We start from the raw sequence: 24,848 nt of genomic DNA on the forward strand, positions 1-24,848 counted from the left end.
TCTCAAACGCCGCGTGACGCTTCCACCATGCCCAGCCGTGCCCGGATGCGTGATAGCGATACCGGCGAGATGCCCAGGTAGCTGGCCACATGGTGCTGCGGCAGATGGGGCGTCAAATCACCATGTGTAGCGAGAAAAGATTGGTAGCGCACCTCGGGCGGGTGGCTCAACAACTCGGCTTCGCGCTGTGCGTGCTGCTGAAACACATAGCCCAGGGCCTCTTCCAGCAAGGGGCCGAGGTGGGCAAAGCTGCGTTGCCACTGCTGCAAGGTGGCATAGCCCAGCTCCACAGCCTCTACGGGCGCCAGGGCCTCGATGGCATAAGGGCTGGGCAGCGCCAGGGGAGGCAGGTTGCCAGCCACCCAGCTGCCAGTGCCGTGAAACGACCGGTTGCGTTCGGTACCTTGTTCGTTCAGGTAGAACAGCCGAACCACACCGCTGCGCACCTGCCAGCAGCGCGTACTGGTCTCGCCCGCCCGCTGCAGTAACCTGCCTGCGCCGAACTGCCGGCGGGGCAGGGCCTGCCACAGAGCGGCCAGGGCAGGTTCAGACCGGACCAGCGCCTCCAGCGCAGGCGGCTGGCAGACAGTGCAGGCGCTGGTGATCGAGGTCACTGCGTTCAGGCGTATCAGGCGTAGTCAGACACCGGGATGCAGCTGCAGCTCAGATTGCGATCACCCCACACGTTGTCCACGCGGCCTACGGGCGACCAATACTTGTTGCTACGCAGAGCGGCCACGGGGTAAGCGGCAGCTTCGCGGGCGTAAGGGCGAGCCCATTCGCTGCCCAGCAGACTCTCGGCCGTGTGGGGCGCGTTCTTCAGCGGGTTGTTGTCCTGCGGCCAGGCGCCCGACTCGATCTGGCGAATCTCTTCTCGGATGGCAATCATCGCGTCGATGAAACGGTCGATCTCGAACAGCGTCTCGCTTTCGGTGGGCTCCACCATCAGCGTGTTGGGCACGGGGAAGCTCAGCGTGGGTGCGTGGAAGCCGTAGTCGATCAGGCGCTTGGCCACGTCCTCCGCCATCACGCCGCTGGTGTCCTTCAGGCCACGCAGGTCCAGGATGCACTCGTGCGCCACGTGGCCCGGCTTGCCATCCTTACCTTCGCTCGCGTACAGCGTGGGGTAGTGATCCTTGAGGCGTGCGCTGATGTAGTTGGCCGAGAGAATGGCGGTTTCGGTCGCGGCCTGCAGGCCTTCGGCGCCCATCATGCGGCAGTACATCCAGCTGATGGGCAGCACGGCGGCATTACCCAGAGGTGCTGCCGACACGGCACCCACGCCGCCGGCCACACCGGCCGTGGCATGACCAGGCAGGTAGGGCACCAGATCGGCCACCACACACACAGGGCCCACGCCAGGGCCGCCACCGCCGTGGGGGATGCAGAAGGTCTTGTGCAGATTCAGGTGGCTCACGTCGCCGCCGAACTCGCCGGGGGCTGCCACGCCCACCAGGGCGTTCATGTTGGCGCCGTCCACATACACCCGGCCGCCGTGGCTATGCACCAGGGCGCACAGTTCCTTCACCTGCGTTTCGAACACGCCGTGCGTGCTGGGGTAGGTGATCATGATGCAGGCCAGGTTGGCGCTGTGCTGTTCGCACTTGGCCTGCAGGTCGGCCATGTCCACGTTGCCGTTGTCGTCGCACTTCGTCACCACCACCTGCATGCCCACCATCTGGGCGCTGGCGGGGTTGGTGCCGTGGGCGCTGCTGGGGATCAGGCAAATGTTGCGATGGCCGTGGCCCTGGGCTTCGTGGTAGGCCTTGATGGCCAGCAGGCCCGCGTATTCGCCTTGCGATCCGGCGTTGGGCTGCAGGCTGATGCCTGCGTAGCCCGTGGCCTGGCAGAGCCAGGCGCGCAGTTGTTCGTCCAGCTCCTTGTAGCCTTGCAACTGGTCAGCGGGTGCGAAGGGGTGCACGTTGGCGAATTCGGGCCAGGTGATGGGGATCATCTCGCTCGTGGCATTGAGCTTCATGGTGCAGCTGCCCAGCGGGATCATGCTGCGGTCCAGCGCCAGGTCCTTGTCAGACAGCTGGCGGATGTAGCGCAGCATGCCGGTTTCGGAGTGGTGGGTGTTGAACACCGGGTGCGTGAGGTAGCTGCTGGTGCGGCGCAGCTCGGCCGGAATCAGCAACTCCACGCCTTTCTCAAAAGCATCGAACGTGGGCAGCGCCTGACAGTCCTGGGCGAAGACTTTCCACAGCAGCTCGATGTCTGCCCGTGTGGTGGTCTCGTCCAGCGAGATACACAGGTAGTTTTCGAAGTAAATTCGCAGGTTGGCGCCCAGCTGTACTGCGCGAGAAGCTATGGATTTAGTAGCGCCATCGGTTTTGAGCGTCAACGTGTCAAAACACGCCTGCGGGCGCACCGGCGCGCCCAGTTGTGTGAGCCCCTTGGCCAGAATGGCGGTGTAGCTGGCCACGCGTTGCGCAATGCGCTGCAGGCCTTCGGGGCCGTGGTACACGGCGTACATGCTGGCGATCACGGCGGGCAGCACTTGCGCGGTGCAGATATTCGACGTGGCTTTTTCGCGGCGGATGTGCTGCTCGCGCGTTTGCAGGGCCAGGCGGTAGGCGGGCTTGCCATGCACGTCCACGCTCACGCCCACCAGGCGGCCAGGCAGGCTGCGCTTGAACTCGTCGCGGCAGGCCATGTAGGCAGCGTGCGGGCCACCCGCGCCCATGGGCATGCCAAAGCGCTGCGTGGTGCCCACGACGATGTCTGCGCCCCATTCGCCGGGAGGGGTGATCAGCGTGAGGGCCAGCAGGTCGGCTGCTGCGATGAAGGCGGCCTGTTTGGCATGGGCCTTCTCCACGTCAGCGCGCAGGTCATCAATGCGGCCGCTGGTGGCGGGGTACTGGGCCAGCACGGCGAAATACTCGCCATTCAGCGCTGCATCCCATTCGGCGGCGGAGTTGGCCAGCACCACTTCGATATTGAGGGGCTTGGCACGGGTCTGGATCACTTCGATGGTTTGCGGGTGGGCATCACCGGCCACCACAAACACATTGCTCTTGCTCTTGACGGAGCGCTTGGCCAGCGTCATCGCCTCAGCGGCGGCCGTGGCTTCGTCCAGCATCGACGCATTGGCAATCGGCATGCCGGTCAGATCGCAGACCATGGTCTGAAAATTGACCAGCGCCTCCATGCGGCCTTGCGAGATTTCGGCCTGGTACGGCGTGTAGGCCGTGTACCAGGCGGGGTTCTCCAGGATGTTGCGCAGGATGACGCCCGGTGTGTGGGTGCCGTAGTAGCCCTGGCCGATGAAGCTCTTCAGGACCTGGTTCTTCGATGCCATCGCCTTGAGTTCGGCCAGCGCCGCCGCTTCCGTGATCGGCAGGGGCAGGTCCATCGCGCTGCTGCGTGCGATGGAGCGCGGGACGATGGAGTCGATGAGGGCGCGGCGCGAGGCCTCGCCAATCACCGACAGCATGTGCGCTTCATCGGCCGCATCGATGCCGATGTGGCGTGGCAGGAATTCGGTGGCGTTTTCAAGCGCTGCGAGCGTGGGCAGGGGGGCGAGGGTGGTCATCGGCGGCGGCGTGGGACAACAAGGAGGCACATTGGCCCGGCAGGGCGCCGGGCCTCGGGGAACAAAAGATCCGGAGATCAGGCGTTCTTGGCGAACTCTGCGTACGCAGGTTCGTCCATGAGCGCGTCGAATTGCATCATGTCGGTCACGTGGACCTTGAAGAACCAGCCAGCGCCCAGCGGGTCGGTGTTGGCCAGCGAGGGGTCGGCGCGCAGGGCTTCGTTCACCTCGACGATTTCGCCGGTGACGGGCATGTACACGTCGGCGGCGGCTTTGACGGACTCCACCACGCCGGCGACTTCACCCTGGGTGAAGGTCTTGCCGACTTCGGGCAGGTCCACAAACACCACATCGCCCAGCGCGTCCTGGGCGTGTACCGTGATGCCCACGGTGGCGGCTTCGTGGTCGGAGATGTCGATCCACTCGTGATCCTTGGAAAACTTGACGGTCATGGGGGCTCCAGAAAAAAAGGGGGGAAACAAACAAAAGTGCCGATGCCAGCCAAGACTGTAGCCGGGGTGGCGCAGTTTCAGACGGTCAGCCGCGGTAGTAGCGCGCGGGGGTAAAGGGCATGGCACGCACTTCCATGGGCACGGCCTTGCCGCGCACGATGGCGTTCACCCGCGTGCCGATGGCGGCGAAGGCGGGTGTGACATAGCCCATAGCCACGGGTTCGTTCACCGTGGGGCCCAGCAGGCCGCTGGTCACTTCGCCAATCTTCTGGCCGTCTTCGCTCTGCAATTCGGTGTGTTCGCGCACGGGCACACGCTCCATCGCGACGAGGCCAACGCGCTTGCGCTGCAGGCTGGCGGGGTTGTCGATCTGCGCGAGCACCTTGTCTGCTCCGGGGAAACCCCCTGCGCGGGCGCCGCCCGTGCGACGCACCTTCTGGATGGCCCAGTTCAGCGCGGCTTCAGGCGGCGTGGTGGTGATGTCGATGTCGTTGCCATACAGGCACAGGCCCGCTTCGAGCCGCAGCGAGTTGCGGGCGCCCAGGCCGATGGGTTTGACCTCGGGCTGAGCAAGCAGGGCGCGGGCCAGGGTGTCGGCCTGAGCGGCGGGCACCGAGATTTCAAAACCGTCTTCGCCCGTGTAGCCGCTGCGGGTCACAAAACAGTCGCAGCCCGCAATGGAAAAATCGCCGCCCGTCATGAAAACCAGCTTTTCCACGCCGGGCGCCAGGCGCGCAAGTGCTGTGACGGCCTGCGGGCCCTGCAGCGCCAGCAGCGCGTGGTCGGGCATGGGGATCACATTGCAACGCTGGCCGATGCGCGCCTGGATATGGGCAATGTCGCCCACCTTGCAGGCACCGTTCACGATCACGAACAGCGTGGGCTTGCCATCCACCACGCCTTGGTTGAAAAACATCAGGTCATCGATGACCGTGCCTTCGTCGGTGAGCAGCAGCCCGTAGCGCTGTTTGCCCACGGGCAGGTCGATCACGTCCACCGGCATCAGGGTTTCAAACGCCGCTGCGGCGTCAGGGCCGACCAGCTTGAACTGGCCCATGTGCGAGACGTCAAACAAGCCCGCCGCACTGCGCGTGTGCTGGTGTTCGGCCATCAGGCCAGCGGGGTATTGCACGGGCATGGAGTAGCCGGCGAACGGCACCATGCGGGCGCCCAGCTCAATGTGCAGGGCGTTCAGGGGCGTGGTAAGCAGGGGGGCGGTGGCTGACATGGCGGAACTCCGGGGCAAATGAGGGCCGCAGCCACAAGGTGGCTACGGGATTTGCCCTGCTGTCCGCTTTACCTGAGAGATTCACCGCAGCGCCCTGGCTGGCCGTGCGGTTTGCTCCTTCGGTGGATGGCCTCAACACGCGGTGCGGTGGGCCATCTCTCTCCAGCAAGGGAACGCCCACATCACTGCGGGCGGTTGTCAGTCCTTTTGCCTGAGCGTTCGGCTGCTGCCTGCGCCTTCGGCGGTGCGGTGGCCTGTGGGGCTTGGCACTCTCTCCTGACCGGGGGATTCTAACTACTTTGCGTAGACCAGATCGCGCAAACCCAGCGACAACTGCGGCACATAGGTCACCACCATCAGGCAGGCCATGATGACAAGCACAAACGGAATCAGGTGCCCGACGATGCGGTCCAGCGATATTCGCGCCACCGTGCAGGCTGCAAACAGGTTCACGCCAAACGGCGGCGTGATCATGCCCATGGCCAGGTTCACTACCATGATCAGGCCAAAGTGCACCGGGTCGATGCCAAAGTGGATGGCCACGGGAGCCAGGATGGGTGCCAGAACAATGATGGCGGCGCTGGTCTCGATGAACATGCCGATCACGAAAAGCGCCGCATTCACGCCCAGCAGGAACAGGGCAGGGGATTGCAGCACCGCCTCCAGCCAGCGGCCGATGGCATCCGGCACGCCAGCGCGGGTGATGAGGAAGGCGAACAGGCCCGCATTGGCAATGATGAACATGATCACGGCGGACGAGATGGCCGACTTGCGCAGGATGGCAAACAGGTCCTTGAGCCTGATCTCGCGGTATATCACCACACCCACAATCAATGCGTAGAACACAGCCACGGCCGATGCTTCAGTGGGGGTGAATACGCCGCCGTAGATGCCGCCGAGGATGATCACCGGCATCAGCAGCGCCCAGCCCGCCTGCAGCGTGGCCTTGCCAAGAGGCATGCGGCCGTCACCGTCGTTTTTGCCCCAGCCCTTGTACTTGCAGTACGCCCAGACAAAAAGCATCAGCGCGCCACTGATCAGCAGCCCGGGGCCAAAGCCTGCAATGAACAGCTCGCCAATCGACACTTCGGCGCTCACGCCATACAGGATCATCGGTATGGAGGGCGGGATGATCACGCCCAGCTCGGCGCTGGTGGCCTGCAGCGATGCGGCGTAGCTCGTGGGGTAGCCGTGCTTGATGAGCGCAGGAATCAGAATGGCGCCAATGGCAAACGTGGTGGCCACCGACGAGCCCGACACGGCCGCAAAAATCATGCAGGTGAGCACGCAGGTCATGGGCAGGCCGCCCTGCACGCCGCCCACGATGCTCTTGGCGAACTCCACCAGGCGGCGCGAGATGCCACCGGTCTCCATGAGGTTCCCGGCCAGGATGAAGAACGGAATGGCCGCCAGCGGAAACTTGTTGATGGAGCCGAACATCTCCTTCACAGAGATCAGCATGTTGGCATTGGCCACCTGGATGCCCAGGATGGAGGCCAGGCCGATGGAAACGGCCACGGACACGGTGAGTGCAAAACACAGCACCATGGTGGTGATCATGACTGTGGTCATTGCGCGGTCTCCAGCTCAAGGCGTTGAGGGTCTAGCAGGTTGCCGACGATGCCAATGGCGCTGAACACGCCACCCACCGGCATGGCCACGTAGGCCCAGAACATGGAGACGGATTCGAGGCCCGCCATCGACTGCACGCCGCCGCGCTGGGCATAGTCCCAGCCCCACCACACGATCACGCCAATCAGCGCCAGCGCCGCCACCGCCACGACATAGTCCAGCACCCGGCGCACGCGCGGCGGGCTCCAGCGGTACAGCACATCCACGCTCACCATCGCGCCCTGGCGGAACGCGCTGGGGATGGCCAGGAACACCATCCAGATCAGGCTGAAACGGATCAGCACTTCAGTCCACTCGGCGGGCTGCTCCAGCACAAAGCGGGTCACGATCTGGAACATGCCCAGCGATGCGGCAATGACCAGCATGGCGCACGCGCCGAGCAACGCTGCAAACGTGGCCCCGCGTTCAAACATCAGAAAAGCTTTTTTCATGGGGCGGACAACGCCATGGGTTCAGATGATTCGGTGGAGAGAATCAGATTGAAGATAAAAAACGCCCGTAGCGCTTATTCTACGGGCGTTGTGTGCTACTAAAAATATAGTAGCTGATGCGCATGCAACTACTTGACGTCGCGGATCTTGTCCAGGGTGGCCTTGCCAAACTGTTTTTCAAACTCGGCGTTCACAGGCGCCAGCGCCGCCACAAACTTGGACTTGTCCGGATTGTCCACCACCGTCATGCCTTTGGCGCGCAGGTCGGCCACGCCCTTGGCGTCGTCTTCATCCACGCGTGCACGGTTGGCCTTGGTGCCTTCCTTGGCGGCGTCGATGAAGGCTTGCTTGTCAGCGGCCGAGAGCTTGTCGAACGAGGCCTTGTTCATCACGAAGATGGCAGGCGAATACACGTGGCCAGTCAATGTCAGGTGCTTTTGCACTTGGTCGAACTTGGCCGAGATGATCACTGGCAGTGGGTTCTCCTGGCCGTCCACGGTGCCTTGTTGCAGGGCCGTGAACACTTCGGGGAAGGCCATGGGCGTGGTGATGATGCCGAAGCCCTTGTACGCGGCGATGTGCACGGGGTTTTCCATCGTGCGCATCTTCAGGCCCTTCAGGTCTTCAGGCGCGTTCACCGACCGCTTGCTGTTCGTCATGTGGCGAAAGCCGTTCTCGGCCCAGGCCAGGGCCTTGAAGCCCTTGCTATCGAACTTGGTCAGCATCTCCTGGCCGATGGGGCCGTCCAGCACCGCACGCGCATGGGCCTTGTCGCGGAACAGGAAGGGCACGTCAAAGATGCGCGCTTCGGGCACAAAGTTGGGCACGGGGCCGGTGGAGCTGAAGGCCAGCTCTTGCGTGCCCAGCTGGACGGCTTCAATCGATTCGCGCTCGCCACCCAGGGCGCCGTTGTAAAACGTCTGTACCTTGTAGCGGCCGGCCGTGCGCTTTTCGACTTCCTTGGCAAACGTGTCGATGGCAATCCCCTGGTGGGAATTCTGGGCTGTCGAGATGCTGATGCGCATGGTGGTCTGCGCGGCAGCGGTGGCCACAAAGCCGAGCGCAAGGCTCAGGCCGACGACGAGTTTGGTCAGTTGCATGCTGTCTCCTGTTAATGGTGGGCTGGGTTGGTGGGGATGCACGGTTGCTCCTTGCAGAGCGGACCCCAGCCTCTGCCAAATTATGGCGGTGCAGCATCGGCGCAGGCATCGGGGTTTGTGCTGGTAAGCGTGCTTATTAACTATCCACCAGGGCGCTTGCCAAGGCGCTTCTGTTGGCCACGGGCGACGCCCAAAATGCCAAGGGCCCCGTGCTGGCGGTAACCAGCCGGGGCCTTGTCAGTTTGTGCGCTCCGGTAAGAGCGCCTTGATGGAAGAAGTATGCGCGGGGCGGATGAGATGAATTTGCTGAATTCGCTTCAAATGGAGTGAATCGCAGAATAATTTTCTGTGTTGGCGAAGATTGGTGAATAATCCAGCCGATGGATCGACTGGATAGAAAAATTCTCGCTGTGCTGCAGGGCAACGCCCGCGCCAGCCTGCAAGAGATCGGGCAGGCCGTGGGCCTGAGCGCATCGCCCTGCTGGGGCCGCATCAAGAAGATGGAAGAGGCGGGTGTGATCCAGGGCTATACCGTGCGCATCAACCCGCAGTCGCTGGACCTGGCCGACACGGTGCTGGTGCAGGTCACGCTCGACAGCCATTCCGACAACACGCTCGAAAAATTTGGCGAAACACTCGCCAGCATTCCTGAGGTGATCGAGGCGCACCTGGTGTCTGGCGACTACGACTACCTGCTGCGCATCGTCGTGAAGGACACGCGCGATTACGAGCGCTTGCTGCGTGAGAAGCTCTACAAGATCAAAGGCATCCGGCACAGCCGCTCCAGCTTCGTGCTGCGCACTCTCAAGAAGGCCGATCTGCCCCTGTTTGTGGGGTGAGTTTGAATGAAAATGGACTCTAGCGCTTATCTGTAAAGCGCCAGTAGCTATTGTTTTAATAGCATTTGCATCCAGTCGCAGTTCCATTGCGCAGGCATCGAGGAAACCCGGCGATGCTCTGTTTTTGCGGTTCAAAGGCTGTGGAACACGCGGATCAACGGCAGAATGGCCACGCCTTTCGGCGCTGGCTTGGGGGATGTTGCACCACCACGGTGCACCGCCAAGGAGCTTGCAACGTGCCAGCAAGGCCGGAGAACCACCACCATGAACCTGCGTTTTGTCGAAGCCTTTTACTGGGTGGCCTCCCTCAAGAGCGTGACGCGCGCAGCGGAAAAGCTCTTTCTGACGCAGTCGGCCATGTCAAGTCGCGTGGCGGCGCTGGAGGAAGAACTGGGCGTGCTGCTGCTGGACCGGCGCGACAAACATTTCAAGCTCACAGTGGCGGGCACGCGCTTTCTGACGTACGCCAAGCGGATGCTGGAGCTGCAACGCCAGCTCAAGGCCGAGATGGGCTCGGGCGGCCCGCTGGAAGTGTCGATTCGCCTGGGCGCCATTGAGTCGGTACTCCACTCGTGGCTCATCCCCTGGGTGGAACAACTGCGCAAGGACAACCCGCTGCTGGAGCTGGAACTCACGGTCGAATCCACGCCGGTGCTGCTCGATCAGATCCGCCGGGGCACGCTGGATGCAGTGTTTGCGGCCTTGCCCGCATCGGCAGAAGGCATTCGCAGCCAGGCGCTGACGCCGATGGAGATGGTGTTCGTCGGCAACAGCAAGATCCACCGCAAGCGGCGCTATGCATCAGAAGACTTTGCCGGCACCGACATCCTGACCTTTCAGCGCGGTTCTCAGCCCCATGTGTACCTGTTGGACACGCTGCGCCAGGCGCAGGTGGAGCCGCGCTGCGTGCACACCATTTCCTCAATCTCTGCCATGGTGCAGCTGGTGCAGGGCGGTTTTGGCGTTGCCACGCTGCCGCGCCTGGCGGTGCAGAGGATGCTGGCATTCCCGGATCTTCGTGCGCTGGCCTGCGACATTGCGCTGCGTCCGCTGCCCATTCACGTGAGCTACCGCGAAGACCCGTCTTCGCCCGCGATGGAGGCGATCGTGCGTTCGGCGCTCAGCTTCATCGAAGCGCAGCAACCCCCAGAGCCCAAGCCCCGCAAGGCCCGCGCCTGAGCGCGGGGACCACGCACGCTCCTTTTCCGCTGCGCGCACTGCGGCTGCAGTGTCTGCGTTTGCGGCGCAGCCCCGAGAATTTCGCATTGAAGCGACATGCGCAGTTCGGTGCGGCTGCGCTTGTGCAAATTCTCCTTTCGAGGACTCGGGTTAACCCTAAATAGAAGTTCAAGGGTTAACCCTGAGCACCAAATTGGTTTGCTTCGCCCCAATGAAGTGCATCGGAAAAATCGATGAGCTAAGAGAAATTTTTTGAATTTGCCAGCGCAGTTACACCCCAACACAATCCGTCCAACGTCATGCAATTGACTTTTCTCAATGCAAGGAAATACGGTGGACTTAGCTCAAGAAAATTCGCTCGCGGTGTTTGGCCCTGAGGGCACCAGCAATCCGAACTACGTCCGCGACACCATCCGCAAGGGCCTGTGGACATCGCACACCAGCGGTCTCGCAGACGGCCATGTGCAAGGCAACGTGGTCATCCTGCCCGAGGTGCTTGCCAGTGACTTTCTGCGGTTCTGCCAGCGCAATCCCAAGCCTTGCCCCGTGCTGGCGGTCAGCGAGCCCGGCCAGTTCACCCTGCCTTCGCTGGGCAAGGACATCGACATCCGCAGTGATGTCCCGCTGTACCGCATCTGGCGCCACGGTGAAATGTCGGAGGAGGTGGCGGACATTGCCAGCCTCTGGCGGCCGGACCTGGTCACCTTCATCCTGGGCTGTTCGTTTTCGTTCGAGTCCGCATTGATCGAGGCAGGCATCCGCCTGCGCCACATCGACGAAGGCAAGAACGTGGCCATGTTCCGCACCAACGTGCAAACCGAGCCGGCCGGCCCTTTTGGCGGCGCCATGGTGGTGACCATGCGTCCCATGCCCGCAGCGGATGTGATCCGCGCCGTGCAGGTGACCTCGCGTTTTCCCAATGTGCATGGAGCACCTGTGCACATCGGTGACCCGGCGCTGATCGGCATCGCCGATCTGGCCCATCCCGACTACGGCGACGCCGTAGCGCTGATGCCGGGCGAAATCCCTGTTTTCTGGGCCTGCGGCGTCACCCCGCAATCGGCCATCTTGAATGCCCAGCCCGCGTTCTGCATCACGCATGCACCGGGCTGCATGCTGGTCACCGACCTTCTCAACCACCAGCTCGCCAGTTTCTGATCCGCTTTCAACAAGGAGTTCCACCATGAAGAAAATCACAATTTGTTTGTCCGCAGTCCTCAGCGTCTGCGCCGCCCAGGCCCAGATCAAGTGGGACCTGCCCACGGGCTATGGCGCCAACAGCTTCCAGACGCAGAACGTGCAGCAGTTCGCCAACGAGGTGGATCAGCTCACGGGCGGCAAGCTCAAGATCGTGTTGCACCCCGGTGGCTCGCTGTACAAGGCCAACGAAATCAAGCGTGCGGTGCAAACCGGCCAGGTGCCTTCGGCCGAGTTCATTCTCTCGGGCGCATCCAACGAGAACCCGCTGTTTGGTGTGGACTCGATTCCGTTCCTGGCCACGAGCTATGCCGATTCCAAGCGCCTGTATCTGGCCGCCAAGCCTGCCCAGGAGAAGCTGCTCGCGTCCCAAGGCGTGAAAGTGCTGTTCAGCGTGCCATGGCCCGGCCAGTCGCTCTACTCGCTCAAGCCCGTGAGTACGCCCGCGGACTTTGCAGGCACCAAGATGCGGGCCTATAACCCCGCCACCACGCGCATTGCGCAACTGCTCAAGGCGCAACCGGTGACGATCCAGCTGTCGGAGCTGGGCCAGGCGCTGGCTACCAACACCGTGCAGAACTTCCTGACGTCCAGCGCCAGCGGCGTGGAATCCAAGCTGTATGAGCAGGTGAAGCACTTCTATCCCGTCAGCGCATGGCTTCCGCGCAATGCCACCGTGGTGAACCAAAAGGCGTTCGATGCCCTCGACAAGCCTTTGCAGGACGCCGTGCTGAAGGCAGCGGCAGCCGCCGAAGAGCGCGGCTGGGCCACGAGCGAGCGCGTGGACAAGGAGTTCATCAAAGAGCTGGGCGCCAAAGGCATGACCGTGGCCGAGCCCAGCGACAGCATCAAGAAGGAACTGGCAAGCATTGGCGAGTCCATGACGGCCGACTGGATCAAGTCTGCCGGGCCTGAGGGACAGGCCATCATCGACGCCTACCGCAAGAAGTAATCGTCGTTTTCCGGGCCCCCGCAGTGGGGCCGGGGTAGCACAGGCGCCTGCTGCCCAGTTCTTTCGTCGCCACTCCCCCTCATTTTTTTCAAGCGTTACCGGAGTACGCCATGGACAAACTCGTCCGAAATTTCTACAGGCTGCTGATGTTGCTGTCCGGCCTGTCCATGCTGGCTGCGTTCGCCGCAGTCACGCTGGGCGTGTTTGCCCGCGAGGTCATTCACGTCAACATCGACGGTCTCGACGCGTATGCAGGCTACGCCATCGCCGCAGCGCTGTTCTTTGCATTGCCCGGCACATTGCAAAACGGAGACCACATCCGGGTGACCCTGTTGCTCGACCGGCTGCCGTCACGCTGGCGCGGCGCCTTTGAATGGTTCTGCCTGTCCAGTGCACTGGTGCTCACGGCCTATATCGCCTGCTACGCAGTGCGCTCGGTGTGGATTTCCTACGTCACGCACGACATTTCGCCTGCGGCCGATGCTTCGCCGCTGTGGATTCCCCAGATCAGCATGGCCATGGGCTGCATCGGCTTTGCGCTGTCGTTTGCCCATGCGCTCATCCTGCGCTTTCAGGGCGTGGCCTTCATGGCCGTGTCTGAATCGGCCCGTTCCGAGTAACCCCCGCAGGAGAAATCAACATGGACGTCATCATTGCCTTTGGCCTGATCGTGGTGCTCTTTGCAGTGCTCGGTTCGGGTTTGTGGATCGGCCTGTCACTGCTTGCGGTGGCGCTGGTCGGTATGGAGCTTTTTACCAGCCGCCCCGTGGGCGACAGCATGATGCTGACTATCTGGGGGTCTACCTCCAGCTGGACGCTCACGGCTTTGCCGCTATTCCTCTGGATGGGCGAGATACTGTTTCGCAGCAAGCTGTCGAGCAGCATGTTCAAAGGCCTGGCGCCCTGGCTGGACCGTCTGCCCGGCCGTCTGTTGCATGTGAACGTGGTGGGCTGCACCATCTTCGCTGCCATCTCGGGCTCATCGGCGGCCACTTGCGCGACCATCGGCAAGATCACGCTGCCCGAACTCAAGCAGCGTGGCTATCCCGAAGACATCTCGGTGGGCACACTGGCTGGCGCTGGCACGCTGGGCCTGCTGATCCCGCCGTCGATCATCATGATCGTCTATGGCGTGGCGGCCAATGTGTCGATCTCCAAGCTGTTCCTGGCCGGCGTGATTCCAGGCCTGCTGCTGGCAGCACTGTTCATGGGCTACATCGTCGTGTGGGCCTTGTTCAACAAGGACAAGGTGCCAGCGCCTGATGCCCGCCTGAGCTTTATGCAGAAGCTCTATGCGTCGCGCCACCTGATCCCTGTGGTGTCGCTCATCGTGGTGGTGCTGGGCGCCATCTACAGCGGTATTGCCACCGCCACCGAGGCCGCGGCGCTGGGTGTGGGCGGGTCGCTGATCCTGGCGAAGATCGAGGGATCACTCGATTGGGCGCGCTTCAAGGACGGGCTGGTCGCTGCCTGCCGCGTCTACTGCATGATCGGCCTCATCCTGGCGGGCGCCGCGTTCCTCACACTGGCCATGGGCTTCATCGGCCTGCCACGCCACCTGGCCGAGTTCATCGGCGCCCTGCACCTGTCGCCCTTTGCGCTGATGCTGCTGCTCATCGTGTTTTTCATCCTGCTGGGCTGCTTCCTGGATGGCATCTCCATGGTGGTGCTGACCATCGCGGTGCTGCTGCCCACGGTGGAAGCTGCAGGCTTTGACCTGGTGTGGTTCGGCATCTTCATCGTGTTGGTGGTGGAGATGGCGCAGATCACGCCGCCGGTGGGCTTCAACCTCTTTGTGCTGCAGGGCATGACGCGCCGCGAAGTTACCTGGATCGCCCGCACTGCACTGCCTTTGTTCGCACTGATGATCGTTGCGGTCATCCTGACGTATTTCGTGCCCGACGTCGTGCTCTGGCTGCCACGCCAGATGCAGGGCTGACCCCGCAGCACCCCTCGCCGAATAGTCCGTACAGGAGCTCACCATGAAGACCATTGTGTTGTTGGCCGCGCTTGCCGTGGCCCCGGTGCTGCACGCCCAAACCCAGTGGAAGCTGGCCACGGGCTACCGGGCGGAGTCGTTCCACACGCGCAATATCGTCCAGTTTGCGCAGGACGTGGAGCGTGCTTCAGCCGGTGCATTGCGCATTGAAGTGCATGCCAACAACGCCTTGTTCAAACTGGCGGAGATTCCTCAGGCGGTGCAGGACGGCAAGGCCCAGGCGGGCGAAACCATCATGACGAGCCTGGTGCGCGACATCCCCATGGCAGGTGGCGATTCCGTGCCTTTTGTGGTCCGCAGCTATGCCGACGCACGGCGCATGTGGGATGTGCAGCGACCCTTGATTGAAGTGCACATGGCGCGCAAGGGGCTCAAAGCCTTGTACGCCGTGCCGTGGCCTCCGCAGGGGCTGTTCACCACGGTCCCGGTGCGTTCGTCGGTGGATTTCAAGGGCACCCGCATGCGCACCTACAACCCGGGCACGGTGCGTATTGCCGAGCTGCTGGGCGCCACGCCCGTGGATGTGCCCATGGTCGAGGTCAACCAGGCCCTGGCGGCCGGAAGGCTGGATTCGATGATCACATCGGCCCTGACCGGGGTGGAAAACCAGGTCTGGGGCCAGATCAAGCAGTACTACGGTATCAACGCCTGGTTCCCCAAGAACATCGTCTTTGTGAACCAGCAGGCGTTTGACGCACTGCCCGCCCCGGTGCGCCAGGCCGTGAGCCAGGCTGCAGCAGACGCCGAAAAACGGGGCTGGGCGATGAGCGCCGCCGTGGCCGAGGAGTCGGTGATCGAACTGCAGCGCAAAGGCATCAAGGTCGAGCCCCCCACCGCGGTGCTGGACTCCGAACTCAAACGCCTGGGCGAACGGTTTTCCCGCGAATGGGTGCGGTCCGTGGGGAGCGAGGCCAACCAGCTCTTCATCCCGTACTACACGCAGCGCTAGGCCATTGCATTGTTGGCATCACCAAGGAATCACCATGCAAACCCCTTCAGACACCATCGAGATGTATCTGCTGGCCAAGGATGGCAACCGGCCTCACCTGATCGAGCGGGCCTTTGCCGGCGGCTCGCTGCTGCGCATGGACGTGCGGCAGGGCGACATGGACTTTCCGCCGGTGGCCCACGGCCGCGACGCCATTGCCGAAACCCTGGTGCGCCGTTTTGGCCGCACCTATGAAAACGTGTACAGCTTCTGCCTGGCCGATCCTCCCGACCCCGCATGTTCGGAATTCCACTGCCCCTGGCTCGTGGCCATGACCGAAAAAGACAGCCGCGCGGTGCGCCTGGGTTGCGGCCAGTACCACTGGCGCTTTGCCCCGGGCACGCGCCTGGCGCAGGAGCTGAGCATTGTTGTGGACAGCATGCAAACCCTGCCGCCCTCGGACATCCATGTCGTGATGCCCTGGATTGCTGCACTGAGCCGCCCCTGGTGCGGTGCGGACAAGGCCATGGTCACAGCGCCCTCCATTCCTTCTGTGCGCGCGGTGCAGGAGGCACTGGCTCGCGCGCCGCGCTCCCCGGCACGCTCCCCTCTGGCCCTGGCGGCTTGAGCGTGCACCGAACCCTTTCATTTCACTTTGCAAACCATCACACCATGACACAACTTGCACCCACCACCCACATTCCCCGCTGGCAGTTTTGGATTGACCGTGGGGGCACATTCACCGACATCGTGGCCAAGCGGCCCGATGGCTCGCTGACCACCCACAAGCTGCTGTCTGAAAACCCCGAGCAGTACAAGGACGCCGCCGTGGCGGGCATACGCCACCTGTTGGGTTTGAAGCCCGGCGAGCCCGTCACACCCGCGCTGGTGGAGTGCGTGAAGATGGGCACCACCGTGGCCACCAACGCATTGCTGGAGCGCAAGGGCGAGCCCACGCTGCTGGTGACCACGCGCGGCTTTCGCGACGCGCTGCGTATTGCCTACCAGAACCGCCCCCGTTTGTTCGATCGCCACATCCAGTTGCCCGAGCTTTTGTACACCGAGGTGATCGAAGCGTGCGAACGGGTGGGCGCCCATGGCGATGTGCTGCAGGCACTGGACGAACCCAGCCTGCGCGGCGACCTGCTGGCCGCCTACGGACGTGGTCTGCGCAGCGTGGCCATTGTGTTCATGCACGGCTACCGCTACACCCAGCATGAACAGGCGGCTCAGCGCATCGCTAAAGAGGTGGGCTTCACGCAGATCAGCACCTCGCACGAAACCAGCCCCATGATGAAGTTCGTGAGCCGGGGCGACACCACCGTGGTGGATGCTTACCTCTCACCCATCCTGCGCCGCTATGTGGAGCAGGTCGCCAGCGAAATGCCGGGCGTCAAGCTGTTCTTCATGCAGTCTTCGGGGGGGCTTACCGATGCGGGTACCTTCCAGGGCAAGGATGCGATTCTGTCAGGGCCCGCAGGTGGCATCGTAGGCATGGCGCGCACGGCGGGCTTGGCCGGGCATGAAAAGGTCATCGGCTTTGACATGGGCGGAACGTCCACTGATGTAAGTCACTACGCCGGTGCGTTCGAGCGCGAGTTCGAAACCCACGTCGCCGGTGTGCGCATGCGCGCCCCCATGATGAGCATCCACACGGTGGCGGCTGGCGGCGGCTCGGTGCTGGCCTACGACGGTGCCCGTTTCCGAGTGGGCCCCGAGAGCGCAGGCGCCAACCCAGGTCCGGTGAGCTACCGCCGGGGCGGCCCGCTGGCCGTGACCGATGCCAACGTGATGGTGGGCAAGGTGCAGCCGCGTTACTTCCCCAGCGTGTTTGGCCCCGCCGCCAACGAAACACTGGACGCCGATGCGGTGCGCGCCCGTTTTGAGGAAATTGCTGCGCAGACCCAGCGCAAGCCCGAAGAAGTGGCCGAAGGCTTCATCCAGATCGCTGTGCAGCAGATGGCCAACGCCATCAAGAAGATCAGCGTGGCACGCGGCTACGACGTGACGCGCTACACGCTGCAGTGTTTTGGTGGCGCGGGCGGCCAGCATGCCTGCCTGGTGGCCGATGCCTTGGGCATGTCGCGTGTGTTTGTGCACCCGCTGGCGGGCGTGCTCAGTGCTTATGGCATGGGTCTGGCGGACCAGACGGTGATCCGCGAACAGGCGGTGGAGATGCCGCTGGCCGCCGCATCGCTGCCGCTGATTGCGGAACGCCTGGACGCACTGGGCTCTGCGGCCCAGGCCGAGCTGGAGCGCCAGCAGGTCAGCGCCAATCCGGTGCAGGTGCGCCACAACGTGCACGTGCGCTACGAAGGCACCGATTCGGCCCTGGTGGTGCCGTTTGGCGATATGGCCAGCATCCAGGCCGCTTTCGAATCTGCCTATCGCCAGCGTTTTGCCTTCCTGATGGTCGGCAAGGGTCTGGTGGTGGAGGCCGTGTCGGTCGAGGCCATGATTGCGGGCGGCGCCCCCGCCGAGCCGCGCCTGCCCGTGCATCCGCACCGCAAGCACCCACAGCGCGAGACGGTGAAGATGTACTCGGGCAGCGCATGGCACGACGCCGCCTTGGTGGTGCGCGAGGACCTGCACCCTGGCGACGTGATCCCAGGCCCGGCCATCATTGCCGAGAAGAACACCACCACCGTGGTGGAGCCCGGCTGGTCTGCGCGCCTCACGGACCTGGATCACCTGGTGCTGGACCGCGTCACCGCGCGCAAGGTGCAGTACGCCGCAGGCACCACGGTAGACCCGGTGCTGCTGGAGGTGTTCAACAACCTGTTCATGAACATCGCTGAGCAGATGGGGTTGCAGCTGCAGAACACGGCCTACTCGGTCAACATCAAGGAGCGCCTGGACTTCAGCTGTGCGCTCTTCGATGCCACGGGCAACCTGATCGCCAACGCGCCGCACATGCCCGTGCACCTGGGCTCCATGGGTGAGAGCATCAAGACCGTGATCCGCGAGAACGCGGGGAGGATGCACCCGGGCGATGTGTACATGCTCAACGACCCGTACCATGGCGGCACCCATCTGCCCGATGTGACGGTGATCACCCCGGTGTATGTGGCCGAGGGCAAGGAGCCCACGTTTTATGTGGGCAGCCGGGGCCACCATGCCGACATCGGTGGCACCACGCCGGGCTCGATGCCACCGTTCTCCACGCGTATCGACGAAGAGGGGGTGCAGATCAACAACGTGAAGCTGGTGGACCGTGGCATCTTTCTGGAAGAAGAGGTGCGCAGCCTGCTGACGACGGGTGGCGGCACCACGCCATACCCCAGCCGAAATCCCCAGCAGAACCTGGCCGATCTGCGCGCGCAAATCGCTGCCAACGAGAAGGGCGTGCAGGAACTCTCGAAGATGGTGGGCCAGTTTGGCCTGGATGTCGTGCAGGCCTACATGCGCCACGTACAGGACAACGCTGAAGAGTCGGTGCGCCGCGTGATCACGCAGCTCAAAGACGGACAGTTCACCCTGAAGTTGGACAACGGCGCACAGATCAGCGTGTCGGTCAAGGTCAACGTGGCCGAGCGCAGCGCGGTCATCGACTTTGCAGGCACCAGTGCGCAGCAGACCAACAACTTCAACGCCCCGCGTGCGGTGTGCATGGCTGCGGTGCTGTATGTGTTCCGCACGCTGGTCGACGATGACATTCCGCTCAATGCCGGGTGCTTGAAACCCCTGCAGGTCATCATTCCGCAAGGATCCATGCTCAACCCCAACCCGCCGGCCTCGGTGGTGGCGGGCAATGTGGAGACCTCCACCTGCATCACCAATGCGCTGTTCGGCGCCTTGGGCGTGATGGCGGGCAGCCAGCCCACCATGAACAACTTCACCTTTGGCAATGCGCAGTACCAGTACTACGAAACCATTGCCGGCGGCAGCGGCGCCGGTGCTGTGTTCGATGCTTCGGGTCGCACGGTGCGCGGGTTTGACGGCACCAGCGTGGTCCAGACGCACATGACCAATTCGCGCCTGACCGACCCCGAGGTGCTGGAGTTCCGCTTCCCCGTGGTGCTCGACAGCTACGAGATCCAGCGCGGGTCTGGCGGGGCAGGCCGCTGGGCGGGTGGTGATGGTGGCGTGCGGCGCGTGCGCTTTCTGGAGGCGATGACGGCCAGCATTTTGTCCAACGGGCGCCTGAACCCCGCCTTTGGCATGGCAGGCGGCCAGCCCGGCCGGCCCGGTGCCAACCGCGTGCTGCGTGCCAATGGCCAGGTGGAAGAGCTGGGCCATATCGGCGCGGCGCTGATGGAGCCTGGCGATGTGTTCGAGATCGCTACCCCCGGCGGTGGCGGCTTTGGCGAATGTGTCACGTCGTGACGTGATGGGCCGCTGACCCCAGTGGGGCATGTGCTGTGTGCGATGTACCTGCGGGGACACACTGGGCACAGCGCTTGCCACCACTGGTTTCCACCCCCGCATGGTGCGGGAAATGAACCAGGAGAACGCTCATGAACTACTTGCCAGCCACTTCCGGGGCGCTTGGCGGCGCAACCTTCTCCGCCGCACCTGCACACGCACCTGCACACGCAGATGTCAGCCGTGTCACAACAGACTCTGCCGCCCAGAGCCCAGAGCCTGCGCGGCGCAGCCGCACCCGCACCCTGAGCGTGGGGCAGAAGCTGGCGGCCAGCTTTGGCATTCTGGGCTTCGCGGTGGCCCTGCTCGGCGCCACCACCTGGCTGACGGGCCAGGACACCAGCCGCCAGGCTACGCTGCTGACTGCAGAGCAGCTGCCCATTGAGCGCACGGTGCGGGACTGGAAAACGCAGTCTGTCTATATCGGCCAGATTGCATTGCGTGCCACGTTGTCGTCCGACGTGTTCCCGCTGGTGGCTGAGATGCGCAGCCAAATCGCAGCCGAAGACGCGATGCGCAAGCGCATTGAAGAAGCGATGACCAAGGCGTCCTCCAGCGAGAGTGCCGGGCCGCTGTGGACCGAAGCCCAGGAGCAACGCCAGAAATATGCAGTGTTGCGGGATGCGCTGGTGCAAAACGCCCTCGAAGCCAAGATCATCAGCCAGAAGGAGTTGCAGGAACACGCTGCTGCTTTGACCCAGTACCTGCGCTCCATTGACCAGTTGCTCGCAGCCTCCGAGCAGTCATCCCTGAAAGCGGGTGACAGCATGATTACCGACGCGTCCCGTGCGCAATGGGTCAGTGCTGTGGCGGTGCTGGTGGTGGTGGCGCTGTCGGCGCTGTTTGGCTGGCTGCTGCGGCGCTCCATCGTGCTGCCGCTGCGCCAGGCCTGCGAGGCGGCCGACCTGGTGGCGCGGGGCGACCTGACGGTGCGCATGCAAACCCAGCGCACCGACGAGATTGGCCAGCTGCTCACGGCGCTGGACAAGATGGTCGAGTCGCTGCACTACGTGGTGACCGAGGTGCGTGACTCGGGCGAATCCATCCATGTGGCCAGTTCGGAGGTGGCAGCGGGCAACACTGACCTGAGCATGCGCACCGAGCATGCCGCCAGCAACCTGCAGCAGACGGCGGCCAGCATTGCGCAGCTGGCGCAGATGGTGGCCGCCAATGCCGACAGCACGCGCCAGGCCAATGCTCTGGCGCTGAACGCCACCGAAGTGGCCAGCAAAGGCGGCGAAGTGGTCAGCCAGGTGGTCAAGACCATGGAAGAGATCAACGCCAGCAGCAAGAAGATCGCCGACATCGTGGGCATCATTGATGGCATTGCGTTCCAGACGAATATCCTGGCACTGAACGCCGCCGTGGAGGCCGCCCGCGCGGGCGAACAGGGGCGCGGCTTTGCCGTGGTGGCCAGCGAAGTGCGGGGCCTTGCCGGGCGCAGTGCCAATGCGGCGCGCGAGATCAAGGCGTTGATCTCCACCAGCGTGGACAAGGTGAGTGACGGCGCCCGGCTGGTGGTCACCGCAGGTTCCACCATGGGCGACATCGTGCAGAGCGTGGAGCGGGTGACCACGCTGATGTCCGAGATCAACGAAGCCAGCAGCGAGCAGAGCACACAGATCGGCCAGGTGAGCCAGGCGGTGGACCAACTCGACCACATGACGCAGCAAAACGCCGCGCTGGTGGAGCAGGGCGCTGCAGCGGCCCAGAGCCTCAAGGACCAGGCCAACCGGCTGGCGGGTGCAATGGGGCAGTTTCAGCTCACGCGCGCAGCCGCGTGAGCGTCAGTGCCAGAGACATCAATAAAAAAGGACCTGCAGCGCAGGCCCTTTAAGCACTAGGTGCTATGAATTTTGATGGTGCTCACATGCCTGCATAGTTCGGACCGCCGCCGCCTTCGGGGGTGACCCACACGATGTTCTGCGTCGGGTCCTTGATGTCGCAGGTCTTGCAGTGCACGCAGTTTTGCGCATTGATCTGCAGGCGCTGGGCATCGCCGCCCTTGGTGGTGTCGGGCACAAACTCGTAGACGCCGGCAGGGCAGTAGCGTGCCTCGGGGCCCGCGTACTTGGCCAGGTTGATGTTGACCGGCACGCTCGGGTCCTTGAGCGTAAGGTGTGCGGGCTGGTTCTCTTCGTGGTTGGTGTTACTGATGAACACGCTGGAGAGGCGGTCGAACGTGAGCTTGCCGTCGGGCTTGGGGTAGACGATGGGCTTGCACTCGGCAGCGGGCTTCAGGTAAGCGTGGTCGGGCTTGTCGCGGTGCAGCGTCCAGGGGATATGGCCGCGCAGCACAAGCTGCTCGATGCCATTCATCACCGTGGCGGTGGTCAGGCCGTATTTGAACCAGTTCTTGAAGTTGCGGTCCTTGTTCAGTTCGGTGTGCAGCCAGCTCTTTTCAAAGGCTTCGGGGTAGGCGGTCAGCTCGTCGTGCTGGCGGCCTGCCACCACGGCGTCGTAGGCGGCTTCAGCGGCCAGCATGCCGGTCTTGATGGCGGCGTGGCTGCCCTTGATGCGGCCCACGTTCAGGTAGCCCGCATTGCAGCCCACCAGTGCACCACCCGGGAACACGGTCTTGGGCAGGGCGTTGATGCCGCTGGCGTTGATCGCGCGTGCGCCGTACGACAGTCGCTTGGCCGTGACTTCGCCCTTTTCGTTTTCGAAGTAGTAGCGGACGTTCGGGTGCGTCTTCCAGCGCTGGAATTCTTCGAAGGGGCTGAGGTAGGGGTTCTGGTAGCCCAGGCCGGTCACAAAGCCCACGGCCACCTTGTTGCCCTCCAGGTGGTACAGGAAGGCGCCGCCGTAGGTGTCGTTCTCCATGGGCCAGCCAGCGGTGTGCATCACAAAGCCGGGCTGGTGCTTCTTGGGGTCGATTTCCCAGAGTTCCTTCACGCCAATGCCAAAGCTCTGCGGGTCGCGGTCCTTGTCGAGGTGGAACTTGGCAATCAGCTGCTTGCCCAGGTGGCCGCGTGCGCCTTCGGCAAACACGGTGTATTTGCCCAGCAGCTCCATGCCGAGCTGGAAGTTCTCGGTGGGCTCGCCGTCCTTGCCGATGCCCAGATTGCCCGTGGCCACCCCCTTGACGGAGCCGTTATCGTTGTAGAGGACCTCTGCGGCGGTAAAGCCGGGGAAGATTTCCACGCCCAGGGCCTCTGCCTGCTCGCCCAGCCACTTGGTCAGGTTGCCCAGGCTGATGATGTAGTTGCCGTGGTTCTGCGCAAAGGGCGGCAGGAACATGTTGGGCACGCGAAAGCCCGACTTTTCCGACAGGAAGATATAGGCATCGTCGGTGACGGGCTGGTTCAGGGGCGCGCCGCGCTTTTTCCAGTCGGGGATCAGCTCGGTGAGGGCCTTGGGGTCCATGATGGCGCCCGACAGGATGTGCGCACCGGGCTCGGAGCCTTTTTCGAGCACCACGACCGAGACGTCCTGGCCTTTTTCGGCCGCCAGTTGCTTCAGGCGGATCGCAGTGGCCAGGCCGCCAGGGCCGCCGCCAACGACCACCACGTCGTATTCCATGGATTCGCGGGGGCCGTATTGGGCGAGGATTTCTTCGTTGGTCATGGGCTTCTCGTCGGGCGTTTGATAATGGATTATTTTCTACAGAGCGCCGACCGCGCCCTGTCTGTCTGGCGACTGATTGTATTCACGGAATATGGACAATCGAACGACCGTTCTATTTTGATCAGTAGGGAGACTCTAAATGGCATACAGCATCGACTTGTCCGGCCGCGTGGCCTTCATCACGGGCGCCTCCAGCGGCCTGGGCGCTCAGTTTGCCCGCACGTTGGCCCGCGTGGGCGCAGGCGTCGTGCTGGCCAGCCGCCGCGTGGAAAAGCTCAAGGAGCTGCGTGCGCGCATCGAAGGCGAGGGCGGTGATGCCCATGTGATCGAACTCGATGTGACCGACCACGACTCCATCAAGTCCGCCGTGGCCCATGCCGAGACCGAAATGGGCTCCATCGACATTCTGGTGAACAACTCGGGCGTGAGCACCACGCAGCGCATCCAGGACGTGACGCCCGAGGACTACGACTTCATCTTCGACACCAACGTGAAGGGTGCCTTCTTTGTGGCGCAAGAGGTGGGCAAGCGCATGCTGGCCCGCTCGCGCGGCGCGGCGCCGGGCAGCTTCACGGGCGGGCGCATCATAAACATTGCCTCGATGGCGGGCCTGAAGGTGCTGCCGCAGATCGGCGCCTATTGCATGAGCAAGGCCGCCGTGGTGCAGATGACCAAGGCCATGGCCATGGAATGGGGCAAGTTCGGCATCAACGTGAATGCGATCTGCCCGGGCTACATCGACACGGAAATCAATCACCACCACTGGCAGACCGAGCAGGGCAAGAAGCTCATCGACATGCTGCCCCGTAAGCGCGTGGGCAACGCGCAAGACCTGGATGCGCTGCTGGTGATGCTGGCCAGCGACCAGAGCCATTTCATCAATGGTGCGGTGATTGCGGCTGACGACGGCTTTGGGGTCTGATCCCTCGGGTGTGCGAAACCATGAAGATTGAAATCCCGGAAGTCAAGAAGCTGGTTTTTGAAATGCGCTTCCCCGTGCGCTGGGGCGACATGGACGCGATGGGCCATGTCAATAACACGGTGTATTTCAGATACCTGGAGACGGCCCGCATCGAGTGGATGGTGTCCGTGGGCTGCAACCCCGATCCGCGCGGCCAGGGGCCGGTCATCGTCAATGCGTTCTGCAATTTCTACAAGCAGCTCGAATACCCGGCTGACGTGCTGCTCAAGCTCTATGTGAGCGACCCGGGCCGCACCACGTTCGAGACCTGGGGCACCATGGAGCGCACGGACCAGCCCGGCGTGATTTGCGCGGCAGGTGGTGCCACCACCATCTGGGTGGACTTCCCGCAGCAGAAGGCAGCGCCCTTGCCGGACTGGATGCGGGCGCTGGTCACTGCGGATAGAATTTGAATGAAATTGGGCTCTAGCGCTTATTGGGTAAGCGCTAGTAGCTATTAGATTGATAGTAAATGCGCCAGGG

The 24,848-nt window shown here is 63.2% G+C and carries 20 protein-coding genes and 2 riboswitches; of the genes, 12 read left to right on the forward strand and 8 right to left on the reverse strand.

Annotation, left to right across the window (positions count from 1 at the left end; all coding sequences use genetic code 11):
• Positions 1-2 precede the first annotated feature (2 nt).
• The 7 genes from EXV95_RS03380 to EXV95_RS03410 all read right to left on the reverse strand — a co-directional run bounded on the left by EXV95_RS03380 (position 3) and on the right by EXV95_RS03410 (position 8,378).
• Complete coding sequence (locus EXV95_RS03380) at positions 3-614, reverse strand: Crp/Fnr family transcriptional regulator (protein ID WP_176885806.1); 612 nt, start codon at positions 612-614, stop codon at positions 3-5.
• Between the two features lie 14 nt (positions 615-628).
• Positions 629-3,535, reverse strand: a complete 2,907-nt coding sequence (gene gcvP / locus EXV95_RS03385) for an aminomethyl-transferring glycine dehydrogenase (protein WP_176885807.1) — start codon at positions 3,533-3,535, stop codon at positions 629-631.
• A gap of 77 nt (positions 3,536-3,612) precedes the next feature.
• Positions 3,613-3,987 (reverse strand): glycine cleavage system protein GcvH, encoded by a 375-nt coding sequence (gcvH, locus tag EXV95_RS03390; protein ID WP_121506574.1) that lies wholly within the window; start codon positions 3,985-3,987, stop codon positions 3,613-3,615.
• Positions 3,988-4,072: 85 nt separating this feature from the next.
• The gene (gcvT, locus tag EXV95_RS03395; protein ID WP_176885808.1) at positions 4,073-5,215 is read right to left on the reverse strand and encodes a glycine cleavage system aminomethyltransferase GcvT; all 1,143 of its coding nucleotides are present in this window, start codon (positions 5,213-5,215) and stop codon (positions 4,073-4,075) included.
• 49 nt (positions 5,216-5,264) lie between these two features.
• Positions 5,265-5,391: riboswitch (glycine riboswitch) on the reverse strand.
• A gap of 21 nt (positions 5,392-5,412) precedes the next feature.
• Positions 5,413-5,496, reverse strand: a riboswitch (glycine riboswitch).
• A 13-nt stretch (positions 5,497-5,509) separates the two neighbouring features.
• Positions 5,510-6,787: a TRAP transporter large permease gene (locus tag EXV95_RS03400; protein ID WP_176885809.1), complete on the reverse strand. Its 1,278-nt coding sequence runs from the start codon at positions 6,785-6,787 to the stop codon at positions 5,510-5,512.
• The gene (locus EXV95_RS03405) at positions 6,784-7,278 is read right to left on the reverse strand and encodes a TRAP transporter small permease (RefSeq protein WP_055397396.1); all 495 of its coding nucleotides are present in this window, start codon (positions 7,276-7,278) and stop codon (positions 6,784-6,786) included. Before EXV95_RS03405 ends, EXV95_RS03400 begins: the two co-directional genes overlap by 4 nt.
• A 128-nt stretch (positions 7,279-7,406) precedes the next feature.
• On the reverse strand, positions 7,407-8,378 hold the full coding sequence (locus EXV95_RS03410; RefSeq protein ID WP_176885810.1) for a TRAP transporter substrate-binding protein: 972 nt from the start codon (positions 8,376-8,378) through the stop codon (positions 7,407-7,409).
• A gap of 380 nt (positions 8,379-8,758) precedes the next feature.
• Between EXV95_RS03410 and EXV95_RS03415 the strand changes: the two genes are divergently transcribed.
• From EXV95_RS03415 to EXV95_RS03460, 10 genes are all read left to right on the forward strand, one after another.
• Positions 8,759-9,217 (forward strand): Lrp/AsnC family transcriptional regulator, encoded by a 459-nt coding sequence (locus EXV95_RS03415; protein ID WP_010458688.1) that lies wholly within the window; start codon positions 8,759-8,761, stop codon positions 9,215-9,217.
• A gap of 264 nt (positions 9,218-9,481) precedes the next feature.
• Positions 9,482-10,396 (forward strand): LysR family transcriptional regulator, encoded by a 915-nt coding sequence (locus EXV95_RS03420; protein WP_055402374.1) that lies wholly within the window; start codon positions 9,482-9,484, stop codon positions 10,394-10,396.
• 318 nt (positions 10,397-10,714) lie between these two features.
• Positions 10,715-11,554, forward strand: coding sequence for a putative hydro-lyase (locus EXV95_RS03425; RefSeq protein WP_370460179.1), 840 nt, complete (start codon positions 10,715-10,717; stop codon positions 11,552-11,554).
• A 25-nt stretch (positions 11,555-11,579) separates the two neighbouring features.
• Positions 11,580-12,545, forward strand: a complete 966-nt coding sequence (locus tag EXV95_RS03430) for a TRAP transporter substrate-binding protein (RefSeq protein WP_176885811.1) — start codon at positions 11,580-11,582, stop codon at positions 12,543-12,545.
• 110 nt (positions 12,546-12,655) lie between these two features.
• Positions 12,656-13,165, forward strand: coding sequence for a TRAP transporter small permease (locus EXV95_RS03435; RefSeq protein WP_055402379.1), 510 nt, complete (start codon positions 12,656-12,658; stop codon positions 13,163-13,165).
• A 20-nt stretch (positions 13,166-13,185) separates the two neighbouring features.
• Positions 13,186-14,484 (forward strand): TRAP transporter large permease, encoded by a 1,299-nt coding sequence (locus EXV95_RS03440; protein ID WP_176885812.1) that lies wholly within the window; start codon positions 13,186-13,188, stop codon positions 14,482-14,484.
• Between the two features lie 43 nt (positions 14,485-14,527).
• Positions 14,528-15,493 (forward strand): TRAP transporter substrate-binding protein, encoded by a 966-nt coding sequence (locus EXV95_RS03445; RefSeq protein ID WP_176885813.1) that lies wholly within the window; start codon positions 14,528-14,530, stop codon positions 15,491-15,493.
• Between the two features lie 34 nt (positions 15,494-15,527).
• The gene (locus tag EXV95_RS03450; protein ID WP_176885814.1) at positions 15,528-16,100 is read left to right on the forward strand and encodes a hypothetical protein; all 573 of its coding nucleotides are present in this window, start codon (positions 15,528-15,530) and stop codon (positions 16,098-16,100) included.
• A gap of 44 nt (positions 16,101-16,144) precedes the next feature.
• Positions 16,145-19,798, forward strand: coding sequence for a hydantoinase B/oxoprolinase family protein (locus EXV95_RS03455; RefSeq protein WP_176885815.1), 3,654 nt, complete (start codon positions 16,145-16,147; stop codon positions 19,796-19,798).
• Between the two features lie 131 nt (positions 19,799-19,929).
• On the forward strand, positions 19,930-21,621 hold the full coding sequence (locus EXV95_RS03460; protein ID WP_176885816.1) for a methyl-accepting chemotaxis protein: 1,692 nt from the start codon (positions 19,930-19,932) through the stop codon (positions 21,619-21,621).
• 82 nt (positions 21,622-21,703) lie between these two features.
• On the opposite strand, the gene EXV95_RS03465 is transcribed toward EXV95_RS03460, so the two are convergent.
• Complete coding sequence (locus EXV95_RS03465) at positions 21,704-23,404, reverse strand: electron transfer flavoprotein-ubiquinone oxidoreductase (RefSeq protein WP_176885817.1); 1,701 nt, start codon at positions 23,402-23,404, stop codon at positions 21,704-21,706.
• 139 nt (positions 23,405-23,543) lie between these two features.
• Between EXV95_RS03465 and EXV95_RS03470 the strand changes: the two genes are divergently transcribed.
• A complete protein-coding gene (locus tag EXV95_RS03470) occupies positions 23,544-24,326 on the forward strand; it encodes an SDR family oxidoreductase (RefSeq protein WP_176885818.1) in 783 nt (260 codons plus the stop codon).
• Between the two features lie 20 nt (positions 24,327-24,346).
• Positions 24,347-24,778: a thioesterase family protein gene (locus EXV95_RS03475; RefSeq protein WP_176885819.1), complete on the forward strand. Its 432-nt coding sequence runs from the start codon at positions 24,347-24,349 to the stop codon at positions 24,776-24,778.
• Positions 24,779-24,848 lie beyond the last annotated feature (70 nt).

The sequence above is a fragment of the Acidovorax sp. JMULE5 genome, assembly GCF_013376875.1.
GTDB classification, from domain to species: domain Bacteria; phylum Pseudomonadota; class Gammaproteobacteria; order Burkholderiales; family Burkholderiaceae_C; genus Acidovorax; species Acidovorax facilis.

What these genes read in the sequence shown, in the direction of transcription:
- gcvT (WP_176885808.1), bottom strand. Translation starts at nt 5,215, where the DNA reads ATGTCAGCCACCGCCCCCCTGCTTACCACGCCCCTGAACGCCCTGCAC.
- EXV95_RS03445 (WP_176885813.1), top strand. Translation starts at nt 14,528, where the DNA reads ATGAAGACCATTGTGTTGTTGGCCGCGCTTGCCGTGGCCCCGGTGCTG.
- EXV95_RS03405 (WP_055397396.1), bottom strand. Translation starts at nt 7,278, where the DNA reads ATGAAAAAAGCTTTTCTGATGTTTGAACGCGGGGCCACGTTTGCAGCG.
- EXV95_RS03465 (WP_176885817.1), bottom strand. Translation starts at nt 23,404, where the DNA reads ATGACCAACGAAGAAATCCTCGCCCAATACGGCCCCCGCGAATCCATG.
- EXV95_RS03475 (WP_176885819.1), top strand. Translation starts at nt 24,347, where the DNA reads ATGAAGATTGAAATCCCGGAAGTCAAGAAGCTGGTTTTTGAAATGCGC.
- EXV95_RS03415 (WP_010458688.1), top strand. Translation starts at nt 8,759, where the DNA reads ATGGATCGACTGGATAGAAAAATTCTCGCTGTGCTGCAGGGCAACGCC.
- EXV95_RS03440 (WP_176885812.1), top strand. Translation starts at nt 13,186, where the DNA reads ATGGACGTCATCATTGCCTTTGGCCTGATCGTGGTGCTCTTTGCAGTG.
- EXV95_RS03430 (WP_176885811.1), top strand. Translation starts at nt 11,580, where the DNA reads ATGAAGAAAATCACAATTTGTTTGTCCGCAGTCCTCAGCGTCTGCGCC.
- EXV95_RS03455 (WP_176885815.1), top strand. Translation starts at nt 16,145, where the DNA reads ATGACACAACTTGCACCCACCACCCACATTCCCCGCTGGCAGTTTTGG.
- EXV95_RS03410 (WP_176885810.1), bottom strand. Translation starts at nt 8,378, where the DNA reads ATGCAACTGACCAAACTCGTCGTCGGCCTGAGCCTTGCGCTCGGCTTT.
- EXV95_RS03400 (WP_176885809.1), bottom strand. Translation starts at nt 6,787, where the DNA reads ATGACCACAGTCATGATCACCACCATGGTGCTGTGTTTTGCACTCACC.
- EXV95_RS03420 (WP_055402374.1), top strand. Translation starts at nt 9,482, where the DNA reads ATGAACCTGCGTTTTGTCGAAGCCTTTTACTGGGTGGCCTCCCTCAAG.
- EXV95_RS03450 (WP_176885814.1), top strand. Translation starts at nt 15,528, where the DNA reads ATGCAAACCCCTTCAGACACCATCGAGATGTATCTGCTGGCCAAGGAT.
- EXV95_RS03470 (WP_176885818.1), top strand. Translation starts at nt 23,544, where the DNA reads ATGGCATACAGCATCGACTTGTCCGGCCGCGTGGCCTTCATCACGGGC.
- gcvH (WP_121506574.1), bottom strand. Translation starts at nt 3,987, where the DNA reads ATGACCGTCAAGTTTTCCAAGGATCACGAGTGGATCGACATCTCCGAC.
- EXV95_RS03460 (WP_176885816.1), top strand. Translation starts at nt 19,930, where the DNA reads ATGAACTACTTGCCAGCCACTTCCGGGGCGCTTGGCGGCGCAACCTTC.
- EXV95_RS03425 (WP_370460179.1), top strand. Translation starts at nt 10,715, where the DNA reads ATGCAAGGAAATACGGTGGACTTAGCTCAAGAAAATTCGCTCGCGGTG.
- gcvP (WP_176885807.1), bottom strand. Translation starts at nt 3,535, where the DNA reads ATGACCACCCTCGCCCCCCTGCCCACGCTCGCAGCGCTTGAAAACGCC.
- EXV95_RS03435 (WP_055402379.1), top strand. Translation starts at nt 12,656, where the DNA reads ATGGACAAACTCGTCCGAAATTTCTACAGGCTGCTGATGTTGCTGTCC.